Here is a 20,166-nt window from a genome sequence, read left to right as displayed (position 1 = left end):
GACCGGGCCGTGCGCGAGGGGACCGGATACGGACTGGGCAGTCCGTATCCGGTCCCTTCTGTTGTGCGGGTGGGGGTCGCGGGGCGGTGGGGTCAGGGCGATCCGGTCTCGCCCGGGGCCGGCGGGGTGTCCGGCTGCCCGCCGGGCGGGTGGAGGGTGGTGATGCCGGTCAGGACGTACTCGATCCCGGCCAGGAACTGCTCACGGTCGTCGTGCTCGCGCATCTGGTCCGCGACGGCCCGGGTGAACGGGTAGTCGTCGGGGTCGAGCTCTTTCCATGCCACCGAGACGGCGCCGAGGAACTCCTCGCGGTCGGTGTCGGGGCCGGGGGCGCCGGCGTTCACGGCGTTCTGGCCGGCGGCGCCGAGGATGTAGTGCAACAGCGCCGAGGTCGCCGTGAACCAGCTGTTCTCGGGCACGCCGAGCGCGCGGACCTGTCGGCCGATGCTTTCGAAGATCCTGGCCGTCACCGTCCCCCAGGGGTTGCGGGCGAGCTGCACGGCGAGCTGGGTGGCCAGCCAGGGGTGTTCCTCGATCGCGCCGGACAGGCCGAGCGCGACGGCACGGATCCCGTCCTGCGGCGAGCCCGCGGGTTCGGCGGGATCGGCGGTCAGGGCCGCGGCGACGACGCCTTCAGTGGCGGCGCCGAGCAGCTCGTCCTTGTTGGCCACGTGCCAGTAGACCGCCCCGGGGCCGGTGGCGAGGCGCTCCGTGAGCGCCCGGAACGTCAGCCCGCTCTCGCCGGCCGCATCGAGCAGTTCGACGGCGGCCTCGACGATGCGCTCCCGCGAGAGCGCCTGTGTGCGCCGCTGTGACCGGCGCGTCCGCGTTGCCATGCCGTCATCTTGACACATCTGGAGCGCTGTTCCAGCATGGAGCGATGTTCCATAATGGAACGGCGTACCAGAGATGCGGCCGTACCTCACCGCACGGTCTCGACCCCGAAGGAGCCACCATGCGCACTCCCGTCACGATCATCGGCGCCGGACTCGGCGGCCTCACGCTCGCCCGCGTCCTGCACGTGCACGGAATCCCGGCCACGGTGTACGAGGCGGAGGTCTCGGCGACGGCACGGACGCAGGGCGGGATGCTCGACATCCATGAGCACAACGGCCAGCCGGCCCTGGAGGCGGCAGGCCTGACCGAGGAGTTCCGCGCTCTCGTGCTGGAGGGCCGCGAGGCGACCCGGGCCCTCGCCCCGGACGGCGCGGTGCTGCTCGAGGAGCCCGACGACGGCACGGGCGGCCGCCCCGAGGTGCTGCGCGGTGAGCTGCGGCGGGTCCTGCTCGACTCGCTCCCGGCCGGCACCGTTCGCTGGGGCCGCAAGGCCGGCGGTGTCCGTGCCCTCGGCGACGGCCGCCACGAAGTGACCTTCGCCGACGGCGGCTCCGTCACCACGAACCTGCTGGTCGGCGCGGACGGAGCGTGGTCACGGGTGCGGCCGCTGCTGTCCGACGCGGTGCCCGAGTACGTCGGCACGTCGTTCGTCGAGACCTACCTGTTCGACGCCGAGACCCGGCACCCGGCCACCGCGAAGGCGGTCGGCGGCGGGGCGATGTTCGCGCTCGCGCCGGGGAAGGGGATCCAGGCCCACCGGGAGAGCGGCGGGACCCTGCACACCTACGTGGCGCTCCGCAGGACACAGGACTGGTTCGCCGGCATCGACTTCAACGACGCCGGCGCGGCGGCCGCAGGGATCGCGGCGGAGTTCGACGGCTGGGCACCGGAGCTCACCGCGCTGATCACCGACGGCGAGACCGCGCCGGTCCTGCGGCTCCTCCACACCCTGCCCGTCGGGCACCGGTGGGACCGGGTGCCGGGGGTGACCCTGCTCGGCGACGCCGCCCACCTCATGGTCCCGAACGGCGAGGGCGCCAACCTGGCCATGTACGACGGCGCCGAACTCGGCAAAGCCCTCGCCGCGCACCCGGACGACACCGAGGCCGCGCTCACGGCGTTCGAGCGGGCCATGTTCTCCCGCAGCGCCGAGGAGGCCGTCGAAGCCGTCCGGCTCCACGAGCTCATGTTCGGCGACGACTCGCCCCACGGCCTGATCGACATGTTCACCGGAGCCAAGCAGTCCGCATGAGGCGTTGACCGGCCCCGCCAGGGCATCGGCGGTGTGGTGGGGCCGGGCCGTGTCCCCGAGTGGCGGCTCCGGGCCGGTGGGACCAGGCTGGATGCCGGAGAGCCCGGCCGGGACGTGCCTGCCCGAGTCCTCGGGCACCGGGCTCACGGTGTTTGCCTCGCACACGCGGGGTCACCCGCTCAGTCGGAGCCCGAAGACTCCGGAAACGAAGGACGCGAGCACTTCCGTACGGCACCGTCCCGGGGCGGGCCACGGGTGCACCGGTCGGTCCCGGGACACCGCGAGGACCGGCACCTCACTGCTCCGTGCGGAGAAAGGCGAGAGTCATGACGGAGAAACCACCCTTCACCACCACCGACTCCGGTGCCCCCGTCGAGAGTGACGAGCACTCGCTGACCCTGGGGCCCGGCGGGCCGGTCCTGCTCCAGGACGCCTACCTGATCGAGCAGATGGCGCAGTTCAACCGGGAGCGCATTCCCGAGCGCCAGCCGCATGCCAAGGGGAGCGGCGCGTTCGGTCACTTCGAGGTGACCGAGGACGTCAGCGCCTACACCATGGCCGGCCTCTTCCAGCCCGGCACCCGCACCGACCTGGTCATCCGCTTCTCGACGGTCGCCGGTGAACGGGGCAGCCCGGACACCTGGCGCGACCCTCGCGGCTTCGCGGTGAAGTTCTACACCGGCGAGGGCAACTACGACATGGTCGGCAACAACACGCCGGTCTTCTTCATCAAGGATCCGATGAAGTTCCAGCACTTCATCCGGTCCCAGAAGCGCCGTGCGGACAGCAACCTGCGCGACCACGACATGCAGTGGGACTTCTGGACGCTCTCCCCGGAGTCCGCCCACCAGGTCACCTGGCTGATGGGCGACCGTGGCATCCCGCGGACCTGGCGCAACATGAACGGCTACACCTCCCACACCTACATGTGGATCAACGCCAAGGGCGAGCGGTTCTGGGTGAAGTACCACTTCAAGACGGACCAGGGGATCGAGTTCCTCACCCAGCACGAGGCCGACCAGATGGCAGCCGTCGACACGGACTACCACATGCGCGACCTCTTCGAGCACATCCGTGACGGCCAGTTCCCCAGCTGGACCCTGTACGTGCAGCTCATGCCGTACGCGGAGGCCGCGGGCTACCGCTTCAACCCGTTCGACCTCACCAAGGTGTGGCCGCACGGTGACTATCCGCTCGTCCCGGTCGGCCGGATGACCCTGGACCGCAATCCGACCGACAACCACGCCGAGATCGAGCAGGCGGCGTTCCAGCCGAACAACTTCGTCCCCGGCATCGGGCCCAGCCCGGACCGCATGCTGCTGGCGCGGCTGTTCTCCTACGCGGACGCGCACCGGCACCGGATCGGCGCCAACTACCAGCAGCTCCCCGTGAACGCGCCCGTCGTCGACGTCCACACGTACTCCAAGGACGGGGCGATGGCCTTCCGGAAGACGTCCGATCCGGTGTACGCCCCGAACTCCAAGGGCGGCCCGGCGGCGAACCCGGCCCAGTTCGGCCCGCCGCCCACCTGGGAGGCCGACGGCGAGATCATCCGCGCCGCCTATGTGTCCCACCCCGAGGACGACGACTGGGGGCAGCCCGGCACGATGGTGCGGGAGGTCCTGGACGACGCCGCCCGCGACCGTCTGGTCGACAACGTCGTCGGGCATCTCCTGGACGGCGTCACCGACCCGGTCCTGCAGCGCGCCTTCACGTACTGGTCGAACATCGACGAGACGGTCGGCAAGCGCATCGCCGACGGCGTACGGGCCAAGGGCGACTAGCAGAGCCTCAAGGCCACACGGAACAGGAGCACACGTCATGGGCCGAGCGACTCGCTCGGCCCATGACGCGTGTCGCGTGCGGCCGGGTGAAGACGGACCGGAAAGACGCGTTCGTCAGCGGCGCAGGCAGTGCACCGCCACGCCGAAGAAGTCGTCGACGAGCGGCCTGTGGTCGTTGGCCCTGGTGGCGAGTACGACCCGGCACGGTCCGATCCCCTCGACGGGAAGGGTCGTGAGGTCCCGCCGAAGGAGGACGTTCTCGACGCTCGCCGGTGCGAGGGCGAGGGCCTGGCCGCCGGCGACGAGTTCGAGTTTGTCCGCGGCGGTGCCCGCGAGCGGGCCCGTGGGTGCCGGAAGTCCGTCCGGGCGTGGGGCGAGACACCAGAAGGCGTCGTACACCGTGTCGGCGTACCGGACCAGCGGTTCGCCGGCGAAGTCGGCGAGGGTGACCGAGGGGCGGCCGGCGAGGCGATGGCGGGTGGGCACGACGAGGACCCTGGGTTCGTCGTAGAGCGCCGTCACGCGTAACCGCTCGGTCGGGAACGGCTCGCGGGCCAGGACCGCATCGACCCGGTGATCGAGGAGGGCACCCTGCACCTGGCCGACCATCAGGTGCAGGGTGCGTACGTCGGCCTCGGGGTGCCGGGCGCGTATTTCGCGTACCGCGCTCGTCACGATGAGGTCGCCCGTGTATCCGATCGTGAACTCCCCGGGTCCGGCGGCGGCGCGGGTCGTCGCCACGGCCTGCTGCACGGAGCGCAGGAGTTCCTGGGCCTGCGGCAGGAAGACGCGCCCCGCCTCGGTGAGCCGGCTTCCCTGTTGGGTGCGCTGCAGCAGACGGGCACCCATGCGTTCTTCGAGGCGCTGGATCTGCCGGCTGAGGGACGGTTGCGCGACGTGCAGGGCGTCGGCGGCGCGGTGGAAGCTGCCGTGCTCGGCGACGGCGGTGAAGTACCGCACCAGGCGGAGGTCGAGATCGGTCGAGTGGGCGGGGAGGTCGGGCACGGTGTCAGCCTACGCACGCGTGATGCCTCTTCCGTATCACCTGAGGCAGAACGGGACTTGGACACCGGGTGCCCGCGATTCCTAGCGTTGCGGCACCAGCCCGGCGCGCTTCGCAGCCGGGACGGCTCACAGCCCGAAGGGGGCCGTCGTCGTGCGCGTTTTTGTCACCGGAGCCACCGGATACATCGGATCCGCGGTGGTCCGCGAACTCCTGGAAGCGGGGCATCAGGTCATCGGCCTGGCCCGTTCCGAGACCGCCGCGGCGGCGTTGTCGGCGGTCGGCGCGGAGGTGCACCGCGGCGACCTGGCGGACCTCGACAGCCTGCGGGCGGGCGCCGCGGCGGCGGACGGGGTCGTCCACGCGGCCAACCAGCACATCTCCGAGACCGTCGACCCGGCGGCCCGCGCCCGGATCGAACGGAACGCGGTCCACTCCCTCGGGGCCGCGCTCGAAGGCTCCGGCAAGCCGTTCGCGTTCACCTCCGGAACCCTGGGACTCACGCCCGGGCGCCTGAGTACGGAGGCGGACGGCGGCGATCTCCGAGGACCGGGGGCACTGCGGCTGCCGACCGAGCACGCGGTGATCGCGATGGCGGAGCGCGGTGTGCGCTCGTCCGCGGTACGGCTCGCGCCGCTGGTGCACGGCGAGGGGGACCTCCGCGGCTTTGTACCGACCCTGATCGGCGTGGCCCGGGCGAAGGGGGCATCCGCCTACGTCGGCGACGGCGCGAACCGGTGGCCCGCCGTGCACCGGCTCGACGCGGCACGCCTGTTCCGGCTGGCGTTGGAGTCCGCTCCGGCCGGCTCGCGCCTGCACGCGATCGACGACGAGGGAGTGCCCTTCCGGGAGATCGCCGGGGCCGTCGCCGGTCGGTTGGGGGTGCCGGCCGTCAGCGTCACCGCCGAGGACGCGGTCGGCCACTTCGGTTTCCTCGGCCCGTTGGTGGCGATCGACAACCCGGCGTCGAGCGCGCTGACCCGGCAACGGCTGGCATGGCGGCCGGCGCGTCTCCCGCTGATCGCGGACATCGAGAAGGGCCACTACTTCAACGGTCGTTGACGCTCACCGTGCGTCGGGCAGTGCCGCCGTCAGGTGCTCCCATGCCTCGTGCACGTCCTCTCCGACGATCCCGAACTGGGTGATGACCGCGGCGCAGCGGCCCTGCCCGTCGTCGAGTTCGATCGCCGAGGTCGGGTCGTGCGGGGTCGTGGAGCGGACCAGGTGGCAGGCGCCGACGCGGGTCAGGTCGAGTTCGACCGAGCTTTCCGCGATCGCCGCGAACGCCCGTCCGCCGACGGTTCGGTCGGTGACATGGACCGGCCGGTGCGGTGGTCGACGACGAGCATGTCGCGGAAGGCGTCGGGCAGGGTGCGGTCGTTCTCCCACGCGGGCGGCATGAGGGACACGACCGCCTCGACGAGGTCCAGGCCGTCGTCGAACACCCGGCTCTGCAGGGTCTGGTCGAGGCGGCTGGAGTCGGACTGTCCCGGCGGGCGCACGATGCTGCGGGTGCGGGCGCGGGCCAGGGCCTCGTCGGAGAGGCGGTTCTTGCGGTCGGTGTTGAGCTCACCGTTGTGCGCCATGAGGCGGAACGGCTGCGCCATGGTGGGGTGCGGTTCGGTGTTGGTGGAGAACCGGGTGTGGAAGTAGAGCGTCCGGACGGAGTGCCGGGGGTCGCGGAGGTCGCCGAAGTAGCCGATGACCTCGCCGGAGTTGAGGCGGCCCTTGAGCACCTGGGTCCGTGCGCTCAGCGACAGCGGGTACAGCCCGGCGTAGGTGTCGTCGGCGTAGGCGACGGCCTCGATCGCGAGCAGGGCGCGGTGGGCGGCCGCGTCGACGTCGGCCCGCTCCCAGCTCTCGGGTGCGCGGAACACCCACTGCACGACGGACAGTTGGTATCGCTCGGCGGCGGGCCGGGCGGCGGTGTGGTCCACGGGTACGTCCCGGACCAGCAAGATCTCGAAGCCCTGCTCGGCGATGCTGCGGCCGACGAGGTCCAGTGCGCGGTCGCGGCGGACGACGTCGATCGGACCGAGAGATTCAAGTGCGGTCCTGGGAGCGGTGGTTCCGGCGGCGGACGGCCAGGCTGCGTCGGTGGAGCGCTCGCCGCGGGCGGAGGGCCGACAAGTCGGCAGACGCCCTGAGTGGCGCGAATAAGAACGGTAAGGTTTACCTAACTTCCGCCGCAAGTGCGTGTCCTGCACTTATGTGCGGTGGCGGTCCGTTGCCGCATCGCGACCCGGCCTCGCGCACGGCCGAACCACACCAACTGATATGAATACAACACCGCAGGCCAAGTCCACGCGGATGCCGAGGGGGGCTCCGCTCACAGGTGGCGGCCCGCCCGGTTGCGACGCGCTCACCGCCCGGAGACGTTCATGAGAAGTCTCGATCCCACGGATCCGCCCGCCGTCGGCGGCTACCCGCTGCTGGCCCGGCTCGGGGACGGAGGCATGGGGCAGGTCTTTCTCTCCCGTACGCTCTCCGGCCGGCCGCTGGCGCTGAAGACCGTACGGAGCGAATTCGCCCTGGATCCGGGCTTCGAGGAACGGTTCGCGCGGGAGATCGCCAACAGTGACCGGGTACGGTCGCCGTGGACGGTCTCGGTCGTCGACTACAGCGCGCCGGGGCAGCGGCCGCAGTGGCTCGCCGCGGAGTACGTGGCGGCGCCCACCCTGGCCGACTGGACGGCACGGCACGGTCCGCTGCCCGAGGCGGCCGTCCGCGCCCTGGGAGCGGAGCTCGCCGAGGGACTTCGGGCCGTGCACCGGGCGGGTCTCGCGCACCGGGACGTGAAGCCGTCCAATGTGCTGCTCGCCGGCCGTCATCCGCTGCTCATCGACTTCGGCATCGCCCGGGCCGCCGACGACACCCGGCACACCCGCGCGGGCGGCGTCATCGGCTCCCCCGGTTACATGGCTCCCGAGCAGGTCACGGGCGGGGCCGCGGCGGAGCCCGGCGACGTCTTCTCGCTGGCGGCGGTGCTGGTGTACGCGGCCACCGGCCAAGGTCCCTTCCTGCGCCGCGGGGAGGAACCCTCCGCGGCCCAGCTGCTCTACCGGATCGTGCACGAGGAGCCCCACCTCGACGGCGTACCGGAGTCGCTGGCGCCGGTCCTGGCCGCCTGCCTCCACAAGTCGCCGCACTCCCGGCCCACGGCACAGGAGTTGCTGGAGCGGCTCGGATCCGGCTCGGCGGCGTGGGCCGCGGTTCCGCCGTCGGGTCTGGCCGAAGACCTCGCCGCGCGGGAGGCCGAACTGCGCGCCCTGCTGGACGCGTCGACGACCGTCGCGGCGCCGCCGGTTCCGCCCGCGCCGACGACGGTTCCTCCCGCGCCGACGACGGGATTCGGACCGCCGTCACAGTACGGTCCGCCGCCCGCGGTTCCGGCCGGTACCGGCGCAGGACCCGTCCCCGCCCTGCCGGCCGGTACCGGCGCGGGACCCGCGCCCCTCGTCCCGGCCGGCGCCCCGCGCAGGCCGGCACGGACCCGGGCCGCCGCGGTGGCCGTGGGCGTGCTCGCCGTCGCGGTGGCGGCCGCCGTGGCCGCCTGGTCGGGCGGAGGCGGAGACAAGAAAGCCTCGGAGGGTACGACGCCACCGGCGACCCCCTCCCCGTCATCGTCGTCGTCCTCGCCTCCGTCCAAGACGCACGCGGCGAACGCGCTGCCAGCGTCCTGGGCGGGCACCTGGAAGGGCACCGGCCCCGGCAACCCTTCGGCCGACGGCGTGTTCACCTTTCGTACGACGTCGGTGACCGTGATCCTCACCCTCCACGCGGCGAAACGGGGCGACCTGGTGGGCCGCCAGGTCAGTCATGTGACCGAGGCGGGCAGCGGCCAGGACATCGGCTGTACCGAGACACTGCGCCTCCAGGAGACGCACGCCACGTCCATGGTCTTCCAGGCGGTCACCAGTACGCCCACGGATCCCTCGACCGGCGGGGTGTGCGCGCCGGGCAACGTCTACACCCTGACCGAGGACGGAACCGACGCCTTGGCACTCGGCGACGGAGGCAGCCAGACCGCGGGATCGCCCTCTCGCCTCCTGCGCGTCACCTGACCGCACGGAAGCCGTGACAGGCGCCCGGGGCGTCAGCGGGCGAGGGCGGGGAGCCCGGTCGGCCCGCTCCAGCAGGTGACCCGTGTCCCGGACGGGGCCGGCGCCGGCATCGGGCCGCGAACAGCCAGGGCTGCCGGATCACGAAGATCTACGGCAAGAGCGGCCTGGCACCGCGGCCTGGCGCCGGGGCCCGCCGGCCATGGGGCGCAGGTCAGGGGCCTCCTCCCGGTCGTGGCATTTTTCCGTCGAAGGGTGTCGCCCGTGCCACTGGGAGGGGAAGAGGCCGCTGGTTACGTTCGGTGTGTGCCCGGCGGTGGCCGGGTGTTCCGCACTCCGAAGGGCCCTTCATGCACGCCCAGATCGTCCTGTTCGACGGCTTCGATCCGCTCGATGTCATCGCCCCCTACGAAGTCCTGTCCGCGGGGGGCGCGGCCACGGAGGGTGCGGTGACCGTGGAACTCGTCTCGGCGGAAGGGCCGCGCGAGGTGGCCGCCGGTGTCGCGGGGATCGCGCTGCGCGCCACCGCCGTACTCGACCCGGACCGCGCCGGACTGGTGCTGGTCCCGGGTGCGGCGGGCCGGATCGGGGACCCCGGTGACGTACCCGACCACGAGGCCGGGGCCGCTGAGGTGCGGGAGGACGCGACCGTCCCCGAACTGCTGGGCCGCACGCTGAGCACCGGCCTGCCCACCCTGCTGAAGGCCGCGGCGGAGAACCCCGACGTGACCCTCACCGCTGTCTGCGGCGGCTCGGTCGTCCTGGCGATGGCCGGTCTGCTGGAGGGACGGCATGCCACCACGCACCACATGGGCCTCGACCTGCTGGATGCCACCGGTGCGCACGCCGTGAAGGCGCGTGTGGTCGACGACGGCGATCTCGTCACCGGCGCCGGTGTCACCTCCGGGCTCGATCTGGGCCTGTATCTGCTGGAGCGCGAGGTCGGCCCGCGGGTCGCTCACGCCGTCGAAGAGCTGTTCGCCCATGAGCGTCGCGGCACCGTCTGGCGGAACACCGGACCGCGGCCCGCCCGGTTCTGAGCCGACACCCCGCCTTTCCCCCGCAAGCACCCACCGTGAGGAAGAACAACACCATGTCCGCCGAAGGCACTTGGGACCTGTCCATCTCCACCCCCATCGGCACCATCAAGGCCGTGACCGAGTTCCGGTACGAGGACGGCGTCCTCGTCGGGACCGCGCACGGGGCAGGAGAGGAGGTGACCCTCAGCGATGTGCTCCTCGAAGACGGCAGGCTCACCTGGAAGCAGGCCGTCACCAGGCCCATGCGGCTGAACCTGGCCTTCGCCCTGACCCTCGACGGCGACACGCTGACGGGAACCTCCAAGGCCGGCCGACTCCCCTCGTCCAAGGTCACCGGCCGACGCCGCACCCTCCCGGCGGTCCCGCCACGGTGACGGTGCCCGACGTCATGCGCCTGGCCGTGCATTTCTGGCGGGCCGGGTGCGTCTCCCGCAGCGTGGAAGGGTGCGGCCGGGTGGCGTGGGAGCCGTCGGAGAGGTGGGACACATGGACAGGGACGCCTCCGTTCCGAGGGTCGTCGTCGGCGTCGACGGTTCGCCGGCCTCGTACGCCGCCCTGCGCTGGGCCGTGCGCTACGCCGGTCTGGTCGGCGGCACCGTGGAAGCGATCGCCGCCTGGGAGCTTCAGGGGCTGCAGAGCTGGTCCGGGCCCGCCGTCGACATGGACATCGACGCGGACGAGGCCCGGCAGCGGATGCGGCAGGAGCTGACCGAGGTGCTGGGCGCGGACACCGCCGGCTCGGTCGACGCCCATCTGGTGCACGGCAACGCCGCGGACATCCTGCTGAGGGCCTCGCAGGGCGCCGAGGTGCTGGTCGTCGGCAGCAAGGGGCGCGGCGGGTTCGCCCGCGCCCTGCTCGGGTCCGTCAGCCAGCACGTGTCCCAGCACGCCTCCTGCCCCGTCGTGATCGTCCGCTCCCAGTAGGCCCGACCCGGCGGGCCGCCGCAGGCCTACTGGTTGCTGAACGCGGCGTCGAAGGACGCCTTCGGCGCGGGCCACAGCAACGAGCGTACGAAGGTCACCGCCTCCGCGGCGCCGTGCAGGCGGTCCATGCCGGCGTCCTCCCATTCGATGGAGACGGGGCCGTCGTAGCCGATGGACTCCAGGGCGCGGAAGGCGTCCTCCCAGGGGACGTCGCCGTGGCCGGTGGAGACGAAGTCCCAGCCCCGGCGCGGATCGCCCCACGGCTGGTGGGAGCCGAGGACGCCGGCCCGGCCGTTGCGCGGGCGCAGCCGGGTGTCCTTGCAGTCGACGTGGTAGATGCGGCCCTTGAAGTCGGTGATGAACCCGACCGGGTCGATGTTCTGCCACATCATGTGGCTGGGGTCCCAGTTGAAGCCGAAGGCCTCGCGGTGGCCGATCGCCTCCAGGGTGCGGACGCTGGTCCAGTAGTCGTACGCGATCTCGCCGGGGTGCACCTCGTGGGCGAAGCGCACTCCTTCCGCGTCGAACACGTCGAGGATCGGGTTCCACCGGGTGGCGAAGTCCTCGTAGCCGGCGTCGATGACGGTGGCCGGCACCGGCGGGAACATGGCGACGTAGGGCCAGATGGCGGAGCCGGTGAAGCCGACGACAGTGTTCACGCCCAGTTTGCGGGCCACCCGCGCGGCGCGCTTCATGTCCTCGGCGGCGCGCTGCCGTACTCCTTCCGCGTCGCCGTCGCCCCAGACGTACGGGCGCAGGATCGCCTGGTGGCGGAAGTCGATGGGCGCGTCGCAGACGGCCTGGCCGGCGAGGTGGTTGGAGATGGCGTAGACCTTGAGGCCGTGCCGGTCGAGGATCTCCAGGCGTGATGCCGCGTAGGCGTCGTCCTCGTCGGCGCGCTTCAGGTCGAGGTGGTCTCCCGAGGCGGCGATCTCCAGGCCGTCGTAGCCCCACTGCGCGGCGAGGCGGGCGACCTCCTCGAAGGGGAGGTCGGCCCACTGTCCGGTGAACAGGGTGACGGGGTGGGTGGCTGTGGTCATGTGCGGTCCTCCGTCGCGGGTGCGGTCTCGATCCAGGTGCCGCGTCCGGCGGCGGAGGCCAGGACGGCCTCGGTGAGCCGTGCGGCGCGCAGTCCGTCGGCGAACGTCGGCATCCCCTCGGGGTGCCCGCCCTGTACGGCGCTGTAGACGTCGGTGACGAACGCGGTGAAGGCGTCCTGGTACCCGAGGGCGTGGCCGGGAGGCAGCACCGACAGGCGGGCCGAGTCCGGGGCGTCGGTGCCGGGGTCGCGCAGCAGCAGCTGTGATCCCTCGCGCCTGCCGATCCACAGTTCTTCGGGGCGTTCCTGTGCGAAGCGCACGCTCTGCCGGGTGCCGTGGAGTTCCAGGGTGAGGCTGTTCTTACGGCCGGGGGCGAGCTGGCTGACGAGCAGGGTGCCCAGTGCCCCGTTGCCGAGTTCGACGAGGAGGGCGGCCGTGTCCTCGTTGGTGACGTGGGTGCCGCCGCGCTCGGCGAACACGGTCCGGGTGCGGGCGGCCAGGCGGTGGATGCGCTGCCCGGAGACGAACTCGACGAGGTCGCACAGATGGGAGCCGATGTCGGCGAAGGCGCGGGAGGCGCCGCCGGCCTCCGGGTCGGCGCGCCAGTTGGTGTCGCCGGGATCGAGGAGCCAGTCCTGGAGGTAGGTGGCGTCCAGGGTGAGGACGGTGCCGAGCTGTCCGTCCGCCACGAGGGAGCGGGCCTGCCGGGCCATCGGGTGGTAGCGGTAGACGAAGGGGACCGCCGCCACCCGGCCGGCCTCGCGCGCGGCCCGGACCAGGCGTTCGGCGTCCGCCGCCGTGGTGGCCAGGGGCTTCTCGCAGATGACGTGCGCGCCCGCGGCCAGCGCCGCCAGGGTGTGCTCGGTGTGCAGGCGGTTGGGGCTGCACACATGGACGACGTCGAGGTCGCCGGCCGCGAGGAGGCGGTGGGCGTCCGGTTCGGAGCGTTCCACGCCGAAAGTCTCGGCGGCCCGCTCGCCGCGTTCGGGGGTCGAGCTCGCGAGGGCGGTCGGCACGCCGCGGGCGGCCCGGCTCGCGCGGGTGTGCACGGCCGCCATGAAGCCGCCGCCGATGAATCCGGCGCGCAGGGGGCGGTTCACAGGGTGGCTCCGTAGGGGTCTCGATCCTCGGGGACGAGCGGTATCTCGCCTGCGGCGCTGGTGACTTGGACGGTCTCGCCGGAGGTGACGGACTCGTCGATGGAGATCATGGTGTCCAGGACGTGGTAGCCGAGGTCTCCGGAGGCGATGTGGGAGCCGCCGCCGCAGATGGCCCGGGCCAGGTCCAGGACGCCCAGTCCGCGTCCGGCCTCGATGCCGACCGGCGTGACCGTCTCCCATACGGGGTCCTGGCCGCGCTGCTGGACCCGGGTGATCCGCACCTCTCCCGCGAAGGTGTTGGGGTCGGGCAGCACCAGCGTGCCCTCGGTGCCGGTGACCTCGACGAACCCGGTGCGGGTCAGCGGGGAGTCGAAGCTGAACACGCTCTGCCCGACCCCGCCGTTCTCGAACTGGGTGAGCGCGGAGACATGGGTGGGGACGGCGACGGCGAACTCGGTGCCCGCCCGCTCGCCGCTCCTGACCGTGCGCACCGTCCGGGCGGTGGAACCGACCGCGGCGACCCGGCTGACCGAGCCGAACAGGCAGACCAGGGCGGTGAGGTAGTAGGGCCCCATGTCGAAGAGGGGTCCGGCGCCCTTGGCGAACAGGAACTCGGGGTCGGGGTGCCAGAGGTCGGGTCCCGCGTACTGCATGACGGTCTGCGCGGACAGCGGGGTGCCGATGTCCCCGCGGGCAATGGCGCGCAGGGCGGTCTGCAGGCCGGGGCCGAGCACGGTGTCGGGGGCGACTCCGACCCGCAGGCCCGCCGCGGCCGCCCGGTCGAGCAGGGCGCGTGCGTCGGCCCGGTCGACGGCGATGGGCTTCTCGGACCAGACGTGCTTGCCCGCGGCCACGATCGCCGAGCTGACCTCGGCGTGGACGGCGGGGACGGTCAGGTTGACGACGACGTCGACGTCCGGGTGGGCGAGGACGTCCGCGGCGGTGCCCCACTCCTCGACGCCGTACTTGCGGGCCTGGGTCTCGGCACGCGTGGTGTCGAGGTCGCCCACGACGGCCACGTGCAGGTCGGGGAACCGGGTGAGGTTGGTCAGGTACTGGTCGCTGATGTTGCCGGCGCCGACGAGCCCGACGCCGACCGGGTTGCGTGCCGCCATCAGGCGATGCCCTTCCCGTGGAGGTAGGCGACGCCCGCCGCGATGCCGTCGAAGATGTCACCGTCGTAGTGGTCGAACTCGATGATCGCGTACTCGGCATCGGGGGCCGCGGCCAGCGAGGCGTCGAGCGGGATCTCTCCCCGGCCCGCCGGGACCTGGTGGGTGTCGGCGGGGTCGAAGGGGGCACCGGAGGTGAACGGGTCGTCGATGACGGGGCCGTCCTTCACGTGCAGGGCGCGCACCCGTGGCCCCAGGCGGTTCAGCAGCGACACGACGTCGTAGCCGCCGGCCGAGGCCCAGAACAGGTCTATTTCCAGAGCGACTTCGGGGGCGAGCAGGTCGGCGAAGCGGTCGAAGGCGTTGACGCCGGCGACGGTGTGGACGAACTCCTGCGAATGGTTGTGGTACCCGACGCGCAGCCCGTGGTCGGCGGCGCGTTTCGCGGCCTCGTTCAGGAGCCCGGCGGTACGGGCGATCTCCGTCTCGTCGGCCCATCGGGCGGCGGGGACGAACGGGTCGAAGAGGATCTCCACCCCCAGTCGCCGGGCGGCCCGGAAGGTCTCGTCGAGGGTGGGTGCGGGTGCCCCCTCGGCGGTGGCACGTTCCGGGGAGAGGAAGCCGGCGTGTCCGGTCGGTGCGGACAGGCCGTGCCGGGCGAGCGCGTCGGCCAGTTCGCCGGCGCGGTGCACGAAGCCGAAGGCCTCGACGTTACTCAGTCCCAGCGCGGCGAGGCGGCCCAGGGCCGCGTCTTCGTCGGCTTCCAGAGCGTGGCGGACGGAGTAGAGCTGAACCGACATCTGTGGTGACGACATGAAGGGCTCCTCTCGGGGCGGACGACCGCACAACAGAATACCGACAGGGGTGCTGGTTTCTAGAGGGCGATTAACATCTCCGTATGGCAAAGGCGACCGCGCGGCAGGGGACGGCCCCACGGAACTACCCCAAGGGGGAGCGCCGGCGCGCCCAGATCATCGAGGCCGCGTTCACCGCGTTCGGGCAGGTCGGCTACCGCAACGCGAGCATGGTCCAGCTCGCCGCGGCCTGCGATGTCTCGCGCGCGGGGCTGCTGCACCACTTCCCGACGAAGGAGTCGCTGCTCGAAGCGGTTCTGGAGGAACGGGAGCGCCAGGACGACGCGCACTTCTTCCGTTCGGGCGCGGTGAACCACGACGGCCTGGAGTACTTCGCCAGCATGATCCGGCTCGTCGCGCACAACCAGGCCAACCCGCTGATCGTGAGCCTGTTCGCCGTGCTGTCGAGCGAGGCGACCGCGGCGGACCATCCGGCGCGCCCGTACTTCGTCGCACGCTACGAACGCGCCCGCCGGCAGATGCAGTTGGCCGTCGACGACCTGGTACGACGTGATCTGCTGCGCCCCCACGTGGACGCGTCGGGGCTGGCGGCGGACCTGATCGCGTTCATCGACGGCCTGCAGATCCAGTGGCTGCTCAGCCCGCACGACATCGACATGCCGGACCACCTGCGCAAGCTGCTGCGCGGCCTCATCAGCGTCGAACTGCCCTAGCCCGCCGAGCGCATGGTCCGCGTGCTGCTGAACCGGGGCACGAGGGCGAGGCGGGCGTGTTCCTGGGGACCGGTCACAGCCGGAACAACCGGGCCGCGTTGTCGTGACACACCGCTCGCAGCCACTCGTGACCGAGGTCCAGACGTTCCAGGGCGTGGAGCTGGTGCACATACGGATAAGGGATGTTGGGGAAGTCGGATCCGAGCAGGATGCGGTCGCCCAGGGCGGCGACGCGGGGCAGGGCGCCACGGGGGAACGGCATGAACTCCTCGGTGAAGTCGGTGAACGCCATCGTCGTGTCCAGCCGCACCTCCTCGAACCGCTCGGCGAGGCCGAGGAAGTCCTCGTACTCGGGCATCCCCATGTGAGCGACGATCAGCCGCAGCCGCGGATGCCGTGCCAGCACCCGCGCGATCGGCTCGGGGCCGGTGTACTTGCCGGGTGCGGGACCGGAACCGCAGTGGATCACCACGGGAATCCCGGCATCGGCCAGCAGTCCCCACGCCTGCTGGAGGAGTTCACCGGCCGGGTCGTACGCCCCCACCTGGACGTGCGCCTTGAAGACCCGGGCGCCTGCTTCGACGGCCTCACGGACGTACGTCTCCACGCCCGGTTCGGGGTACAGGGTCGCGGTGTGCAGACAGTCGGGGGTGCGCCGGGCGAAGTCGGCGGCCCACGCGTTCAGCCACGTCGCCATGCCGGGCTTGTGCGGGTAGAGCATCGCGGTGAAGGCCCGGACACCGAACTCCCGGAGCAGGGCGGTGCGTTCCGCCTCCTCCTTCCGATAGGTGATCGGCCATTCCAGTCCGCCGATCAGCGGCCCGGTCGTGTCGAAGTAGTTCCAGACCTTGTGCAGCACACGCTCGGGCATGAAGTGCGTGTGGACGTCGACCAGTCCGGGCAGCCCGAGCCGCTCCCAGAACCGGCGGACCTCGGCGGCCTCCGCACGCGCAGCCGCCTCGCTCATGCCCTCCGCCGCGCCGGTGGCATCGCCCGGCACCGGTGCTTCCGGGCGGGCGGCGGGGACGTGGACGGGGGCGTCGGCGGAGGCTGTGCGGTGATCGTTCATACCGCCACGATCGGTGCTCGTGAACGGCGAGTCCAGTCCCTCTCCGGCGACGGTCGTGCCCGGCGTGGGCCCGGAGGGCGGCACCCCGTGGTGCGGGGGCCGCCCTCCCGGCCCGTCAGGCCGTGGCGCCTGCGGTCCCGTCCTCTCGGGCCGGGACCTGCGCGGCCCTCAGGACAGGTAGCCCTCCACCTCGGACGCCGGGCGGACATTCGCCCCGGTGGGGTCCTGGCCCGCCGCGATCCTGGCCCGGCGCTGCCGCAACAGGTCCCAGCACTGGTCCAGCTCGGTCTCCAGGTGTGCCAGGAGAGCGTGCTCGGTCGTCCCGTCGATCTCCTCCTGCGCCAGGCGCTCACGCAGGTCCTTCTCCTGGCTGATCATTTCCGTGATGCGGCCGAGTATCCGCTTCTCGGCCTCGGCCTCTGGTCCTGTCATGGCTGCCTCTTTCCGGACGACGGAGTGGATCACAACTACGCCGGGGCGCTCGCCGTTCCGTCCGCCCCTCTCCCCCACCTTCTCCCACTCGGCCCCCAGACGCATCGGCCGGTCGACCGCACCTCCGTGGTCGTCGGGCGACGGGTGTACGGTGACCGGCGGAAAGCGGTTGCTGAAAGTCTGGCGCGCAAGGAGGACCACCGCCGATGGCGTCGACGTCGGAACGACCGCTCGACCACCGTTACCGGGGCGAACATCCCATCCGCACCCTCCGGTACCTGCTGCGCGCCGACCGCCGCAGTCTGACGGCGGCGGTCCTCGTGTTCACCGTCAAGCACAGCCCCGTCTGGCTCCTGCCGCTGATCACCGCCTCGGTCGTGGACACGGTCGTACAGCACCGGGAGATATCCCGGCTCTGGACGGCGGTGGGGATCATCATGGCGATCCTGCTGGTCAACTACCCGCTGCACGTGCTGTATGTGCGGCTGCTCTACGGCAGCGTGCGCCGGATGGGCACCACGCTGCGCTCGGCGCTGTGCACCCGCATGCAGCAACTGTCCATCGGCTACCACTCCCGGGTCAGCGCCGGTGTCCTCCAGGCCAAGGTCGTGCGGGACGTCGAGACCGTCGAGCAGATGGTCCAGCAGACCGCCGAACAGGGCCTGGGTGCGCTGACCGTGCTGACCGGCGGGCTGGTGATCATCGCCGTCCGCACACCGGAGTTCCTGCCCGTCTTCCTGGTCGTGGTGCCGGGCGCGACCCTGATCGTGGCCCGGCTGCGGTCGCGGCTGCGGACCCACAACGAGCACTTCCGGCACGAGGTGGAGACCCTGTCCTCCCGGGTGACCGAGATGACGCGGCTCATCCCGGTCACCCGCGCCCACGGCCTGGAGGGCAAGGCGCTGCGCCGCATGGACGGCACCCTCAGCCGGCTGCTCACCTCCGGGATGCGCCTGGACCTGGTCAACGGCCGCTTCGGCTCGCTGGCCTGGGTGGTCCTCAACGTGATCGGCGTCGCCGTGCTCGCCACCGCCGCGCTGGTGTCGTACTACGGCGTGTGGGGCGTCTCCGCCGGTGACGTCGTCATGCTCAGCGCCTTCCTGACCACCCTCACCAACTCCACGACGACGCTGACAAGTCTGGCCCCGGTCGTCACCAAGGGGCTGGAGTCGGTGCGTTCGGTCGGTGAGGTGCTGCAGGCGCCCGAACTGGAGGACAACGAGGGCCGGGCGGAGGTCACCGCCGTCCGCGGTGCCGTCGTGTTCGAGGGGGTCGGCTTCGCCTACGAGGACACCTCCCGCGCGGCCGTGGCGGACTTCACCCTCGATGTGGCGCCGGGCGAGACCGTCGCCCTGGTGGGCGCCTCGGGTGCCGGCAAGTCCACCGTGCTCAACCTCGTCATCGGGTTCATCCGGCCCACCACCGGCCGGCTGCTCCTGGACGGCACCGACATGAGCGGCCTCGATCTGCGCACCTACCGGCGGTTCGTCTCGGTCGTCCCGCAGGAATCGATCCTCTTCGACGGCACGATCCGGGAGAACGTCGCCTACGGCATGGAGGACGAGGCCGACGAGGCGGCGGTCCGCGCGGCGCTGCGCGACGCGAACGCCCTGGAGTTCGTGGACGAGCTGCCCCAGGGCCTGGACACCTTGGTCGGCGAGCGCGGGGCCCGGCTCTCCGGCGGTCAGCGCCAACGCCTCGCCATCGCACGGGCGTTGATCCGTGATCCGCGGGTCCTGGTGCTGGACGAGGCCACCTCGGCGCTGGACACCCGCTCGGAGGCACTGGTGCAGCAGGCGCTGACCCGTCTGCTACGCGGGCGTACCACCTTCGTGGTGGCCCACCGGCTCTCCACCGTGCGCGGCGCCGACCGCATCGTGGTGATGGACGACGGGCGCATCCGCGAGATCGGCACCCACGAGGAACTGCTGCTCCGAGGCGGTGCCTACACCGCGCTGCACGGTGGCCAGGTGGCCTGACCGGCGGGACTCCCACGGACGTGCGGCGACCGGGCATCCTGGTCCTCGGAATCCACTTACCGGGAGGTGAGAGGTCGAAGCGGCCCGGGACGGTCCTCGCCACGCCTTCGGAGAGAGGGCGGCGCCCGCTCACGGCATGCTGGAAGCATGATGGTGCTCGCCGTGCTCTTCGCCGTCCTGGGTGCCGTCAGCAATGCGACGGGCACGGCCTTCCAGCGGAAGGCCGCGTCGACGCTGCCCAGCGGGGGCGGGGTGCGGCTGCTGCTCGCCCTGGCACGGCGGCCCGCCTGGGCCATCGGGATCGCCGGCGTCACGGGGGCCGCGGTGTTCCAGGCGCTGGCGCTGGTGAACGGCCCGATGGCGCTGGTCCAGCCGCTGTTCATGCTGGAGCTGCCGTTCGCCCTGCTGATCGCCGTACCGCTGCTGCACCGGCGGCCGAACCCGCAGGGATGGTGGGCGATCGCCGTGGTGGTCGCCGGCCTGGCCCTCCTGCTCGGCTCGGCGGCCCCGTCCGGCGGACGGGATCAGGCATCCATGCAGCGCTGGATCCCGGCCCTGGCCCTCACCGTGGGGGCCATCGCCGGCACCGTGCTGCTCGAGCGGTCGTCGTCGTCACCACTGTTCCGTGCGGCGACCCTGGCGGCGGGTGCCGCCATCGGCAACGCGCTGACCGCCGCGCTGATGAAGTCGGCCACCGGCCGGCTCGCCCACTCGGGACTGCCCGCCTTCCTCACCACCTGGCAGACCTACGGCTTCGCACTCGCCGGGATCACGGCGCTGATGCTCCTGGAGAACTCGTTGCAGGCCGGTCCGCTGGTGGCGTCCCAGCCAGCGCTGACGATCGGCGACGCGGCGGTTAGCCTGCTGCTGGGCGTCGCCCTGTTCGGCGAGTCGGTGCGCACCGGCTGGTGGCTGCTGCCCGAGGCGCTCGGCGCCGGACTGATCGTGTGGGGCGTGGTGCGGCTGACGCGCGTCGTACCGCACCTCGCGGACGTCGTGCACTGA

General features: G+C 72.0%; 19 protein-coding genes. 10 read left to right on the top strand and 9 right to left on the bottom strand.

The genetic code is table 11. The features are described from left to right. Window positions 1-92 precede the first annotated feature (92 nt). Window positions 93-836 (bottom strand): TetR/AcrR family transcriptional regulator, encoded by a 744-nt coding sequence (locus ACFWXC_RS11970; protein WP_384476981.1) that lies wholly within the window; start codon window positions 834-836, stop codon window positions 93-95. A gap of 119 nt (window positions 837-955) precedes the next feature. Here ACFWXC_RS11970 and ACFWXC_RS11965 point away from each other — a divergent pair, with 119 nt between their 5' ends. Both ACFWXC_RS11965 and ACFWXC_RS11960 read left to right on the top strand, forming a co-directional pair. Then, window positions 956-2,089: an FAD-dependent oxidoreductase gene (locus tag ACFWXC_RS11965; RefSeq protein ID WP_384476978.1), complete on the top strand. Its 1,134-nt coding sequence runs from the start codon at window positions 956-958 to the stop codon at window positions 2,087-2,089. A gap of 326 nt (window positions 2,090-2,415) precedes the next feature. Further along, a complete protein-coding gene (locus tag ACFWXC_RS11960) occupies window positions 2,416-3,873 on the top strand; it encodes a catalase (protein ID WP_384476975.1) in 1,458 nt (485 codons plus the stop codon). Window positions 3,874-3,987: 114 nt separating this feature from the next. Here the strand turns inward: ACFWXC_RS11960 and ACFWXC_RS11955 are convergent, their stop codons facing one another. After that, window positions 3,988-4,878 (bottom strand): LysR family transcriptional regulator, encoded by an 891-nt coding sequence (locus ACFWXC_RS11955; protein WP_384476972.1) that lies wholly within the window; start codon window positions 4,876-4,878, stop codon window positions 3,988-3,990. Between the two features lie 151 nt (window positions 4,879-5,029). Between ACFWXC_RS11955 and ACFWXC_RS11950 the strand changes: the two genes are divergently transcribed. Next, window positions 5,030-5,938, top strand: a complete 909-nt coding sequence (locus ACFWXC_RS11950) for an SDR family oxidoreductase (RefSeq protein WP_384476969.1) — start codon at window positions 5,030-5,032, stop codon at window positions 5,936-5,938. 182 nt (window positions 5,939-6,120) lie between these two features. On the opposite strand, the gene ACFWXC_RS11945 is transcribed toward ACFWXC_RS11950, so the two are convergent. After that, the gene (locus ACFWXC_RS11945; RefSeq protein WP_384476966.1) at window positions 6,121-7,083 is read right to left on the bottom strand and encodes a hypothetical protein; all 963 of its coding nucleotides are present in this window, start codon (window positions 7,081-7,083) and stop codon (window positions 6,121-6,123) included. Between the two features lie 174 nt (window positions 7,084-7,257). Here ACFWXC_RS11945 and ACFWXC_RS11940 point away from each other — a divergent pair, with 174 nt between their 5' ends. The 4 genes from ACFWXC_RS11940 to ACFWXC_RS11925 all read left to right on the top strand — a co-directional run bounded on the left by ACFWXC_RS11940 (window position 7,258) and on the right by ACFWXC_RS11925 (window position 10,901). Further along, window positions 7,258-8,940 carry a serine/threonine-protein kinase gene (locus ACFWXC_RS11940; RefSeq protein WP_384476963.1) on the top strand — a complete coding sequence of 561 codons (1,683 nt, stop codon included), beginning with the start codon at window positions 7,258-7,260 and terminating at the stop codon, window positions 8,938-8,940. Window positions 8,941-9,287: 347 nt separating this feature from the next. Further along, window positions 9,288-9,977, top strand: coding sequence for a DJ-1/PfpI family protein (locus ACFWXC_RS11935; RefSeq protein WP_384476960.1), 690 nt, complete (start codon window positions 9,288-9,290; stop codon window positions 9,975-9,977). 53 nt (window positions 9,978-10,030) lie between these two features. Further along, window positions 10,031-10,351, top strand: coding sequence for a hypothetical protein (locus ACFWXC_RS11930; protein ID WP_384476958.1), 321 nt, complete (start codon window positions 10,031-10,033; stop codon window positions 10,349-10,351). Between the two features lie 112 nt (window positions 10,352-10,463). Beyond that, a complete protein-coding gene (locus ACFWXC_RS11925; RefSeq protein WP_384476955.1) occupies window positions 10,464-10,901 on the top strand; it encodes a universal stress protein in 438 nt (145 codons plus the stop codon). 26 nt (window positions 10,902-10,927) lie between these two features. Here the strand turns inward: ACFWXC_RS11925 and ACFWXC_RS11920 are convergent, their stop codons facing one another. Genes ACFWXC_RS11920 through ACFWXC_RS11905 form a run of 4 tightly spaced genes read right to left on the bottom strand, consistent with a single transcriptional unit; the run spans window position 10,928 to window position 14,968 of the window. Then, entirely contained in the window at window positions 10,928-11,941 is a 1,014-nt protein-coding gene (locus tag ACFWXC_RS11920; protein ID WP_384476952.1) for a sugar phosphate isomerase/epimerase family protein, read from the bottom strand. After that, entirely contained in the window at window positions 11,938-13,041 is a 1,104-nt protein-coding gene (locus ACFWXC_RS11915) for a Gfo/Idh/MocA family protein (RefSeq protein WP_384476949.1), read from the bottom strand. The genes ACFWXC_RS11920 and ACFWXC_RS11915 overlap by 4 nt, the downstream gene beginning before the upstream one ends. Beyond that, window positions 13,038-14,156 carry a Gfo/Idh/MocA family protein gene (locus ACFWXC_RS11910; protein ID WP_384476946.1) on the bottom strand — a complete coding sequence of 373 codons (1,119 nt, stop codon included), beginning with the start codon at window positions 14,154-14,156 and terminating at the stop codon, window positions 13,038-13,040. The genes ACFWXC_RS11915 and ACFWXC_RS11910 overlap by 4 nt, the downstream gene beginning before the upstream one ends. Continuing rightward, on the bottom strand, window positions 14,156-14,968 hold the full coding sequence (locus ACFWXC_RS11905) for a sugar phosphate isomerase/epimerase family protein (RefSeq protein ID WP_384476943.1): 813 nt from the start codon (window positions 14,966-14,968) through the stop codon (window positions 14,156-14,158). Before ACFWXC_RS11905 ends, ACFWXC_RS11910 begins: the two co-directional genes overlap by 1 nt. A gap of 83 nt (window positions 14,969-15,051) precedes the next feature. On the opposite strand from ACFWXC_RS11905, the gene ACFWXC_RS11900 reads away from it, so the two are divergent. Next, a complete protein-coding gene (locus tag ACFWXC_RS11900) occupies window positions 15,052-15,681 on the top strand; it encodes a TetR/AcrR family transcriptional regulator (protein ID WP_384476940.1) in 630 nt (209 codons plus the stop codon). Window positions 15,682-15,754: 73 nt separating this feature from the next. Here the strand turns inward: ACFWXC_RS11900 and ACFWXC_RS11895 are convergent, their stop codons facing one another. Continuing rightward, the gene (locus tag ACFWXC_RS11895) at window positions 15,755-16,750 is read right to left on the bottom strand and encodes an amidohydrolase family protein (protein WP_384476937.1); all 996 of its coding nucleotides are present in this window, start codon (window positions 16,748-16,750) and stop codon (window positions 15,755-15,757) included. Window positions 16,751-16,918: 168 nt separating this feature from the next. Further along, window positions 16,919-17,182: a DUF2630 family protein gene (locus ACFWXC_RS11890; RefSeq protein ID WP_351712674.1), complete on the bottom strand. Its 264-nt coding sequence runs from the start codon at window positions 17,180-17,182 to the stop codon at window positions 16,919-16,921. Window positions 17,183-17,388: 206 nt separating this feature from the next. Here ACFWXC_RS11890 and ACFWXC_RS11885 point away from each other — a divergent pair, with 206 nt between their 5' ends. Both ACFWXC_RS11885 and ACFWXC_RS11880 read left to right on the top strand, forming a co-directional pair. After that, complete coding sequence (locus ACFWXC_RS11885) at window positions 17,389-19,161, top strand: ABC transporter ATP-binding protein (RefSeq protein WP_384476933.1); 1,773 nt, start codon at window positions 17,389-17,391, stop codon at window positions 19,159-19,161. A gap of 147 nt (window positions 19,162-19,308) precedes the next feature. Beyond that, complete coding sequence (locus ACFWXC_RS11880) at window positions 19,309-20,166, top strand: DMT family transporter (protein WP_384476930.1); 858 nt, start codon at window positions 19,309-19,311, stop codon at window positions 20,164-20,166.

This window comes from Streptomyces sp. NPDC058683, from assembly GCF_042716195.1.
In the GTDB taxonomy this organism is placed as follows: Bacteria; Actinomycetota; Actinomycetes; order Streptomycetales; family Streptomycetaceae; genus Streptomyces.
This window is presented reverse-complemented; position numbering and strand designations above follow the sequence as displayed.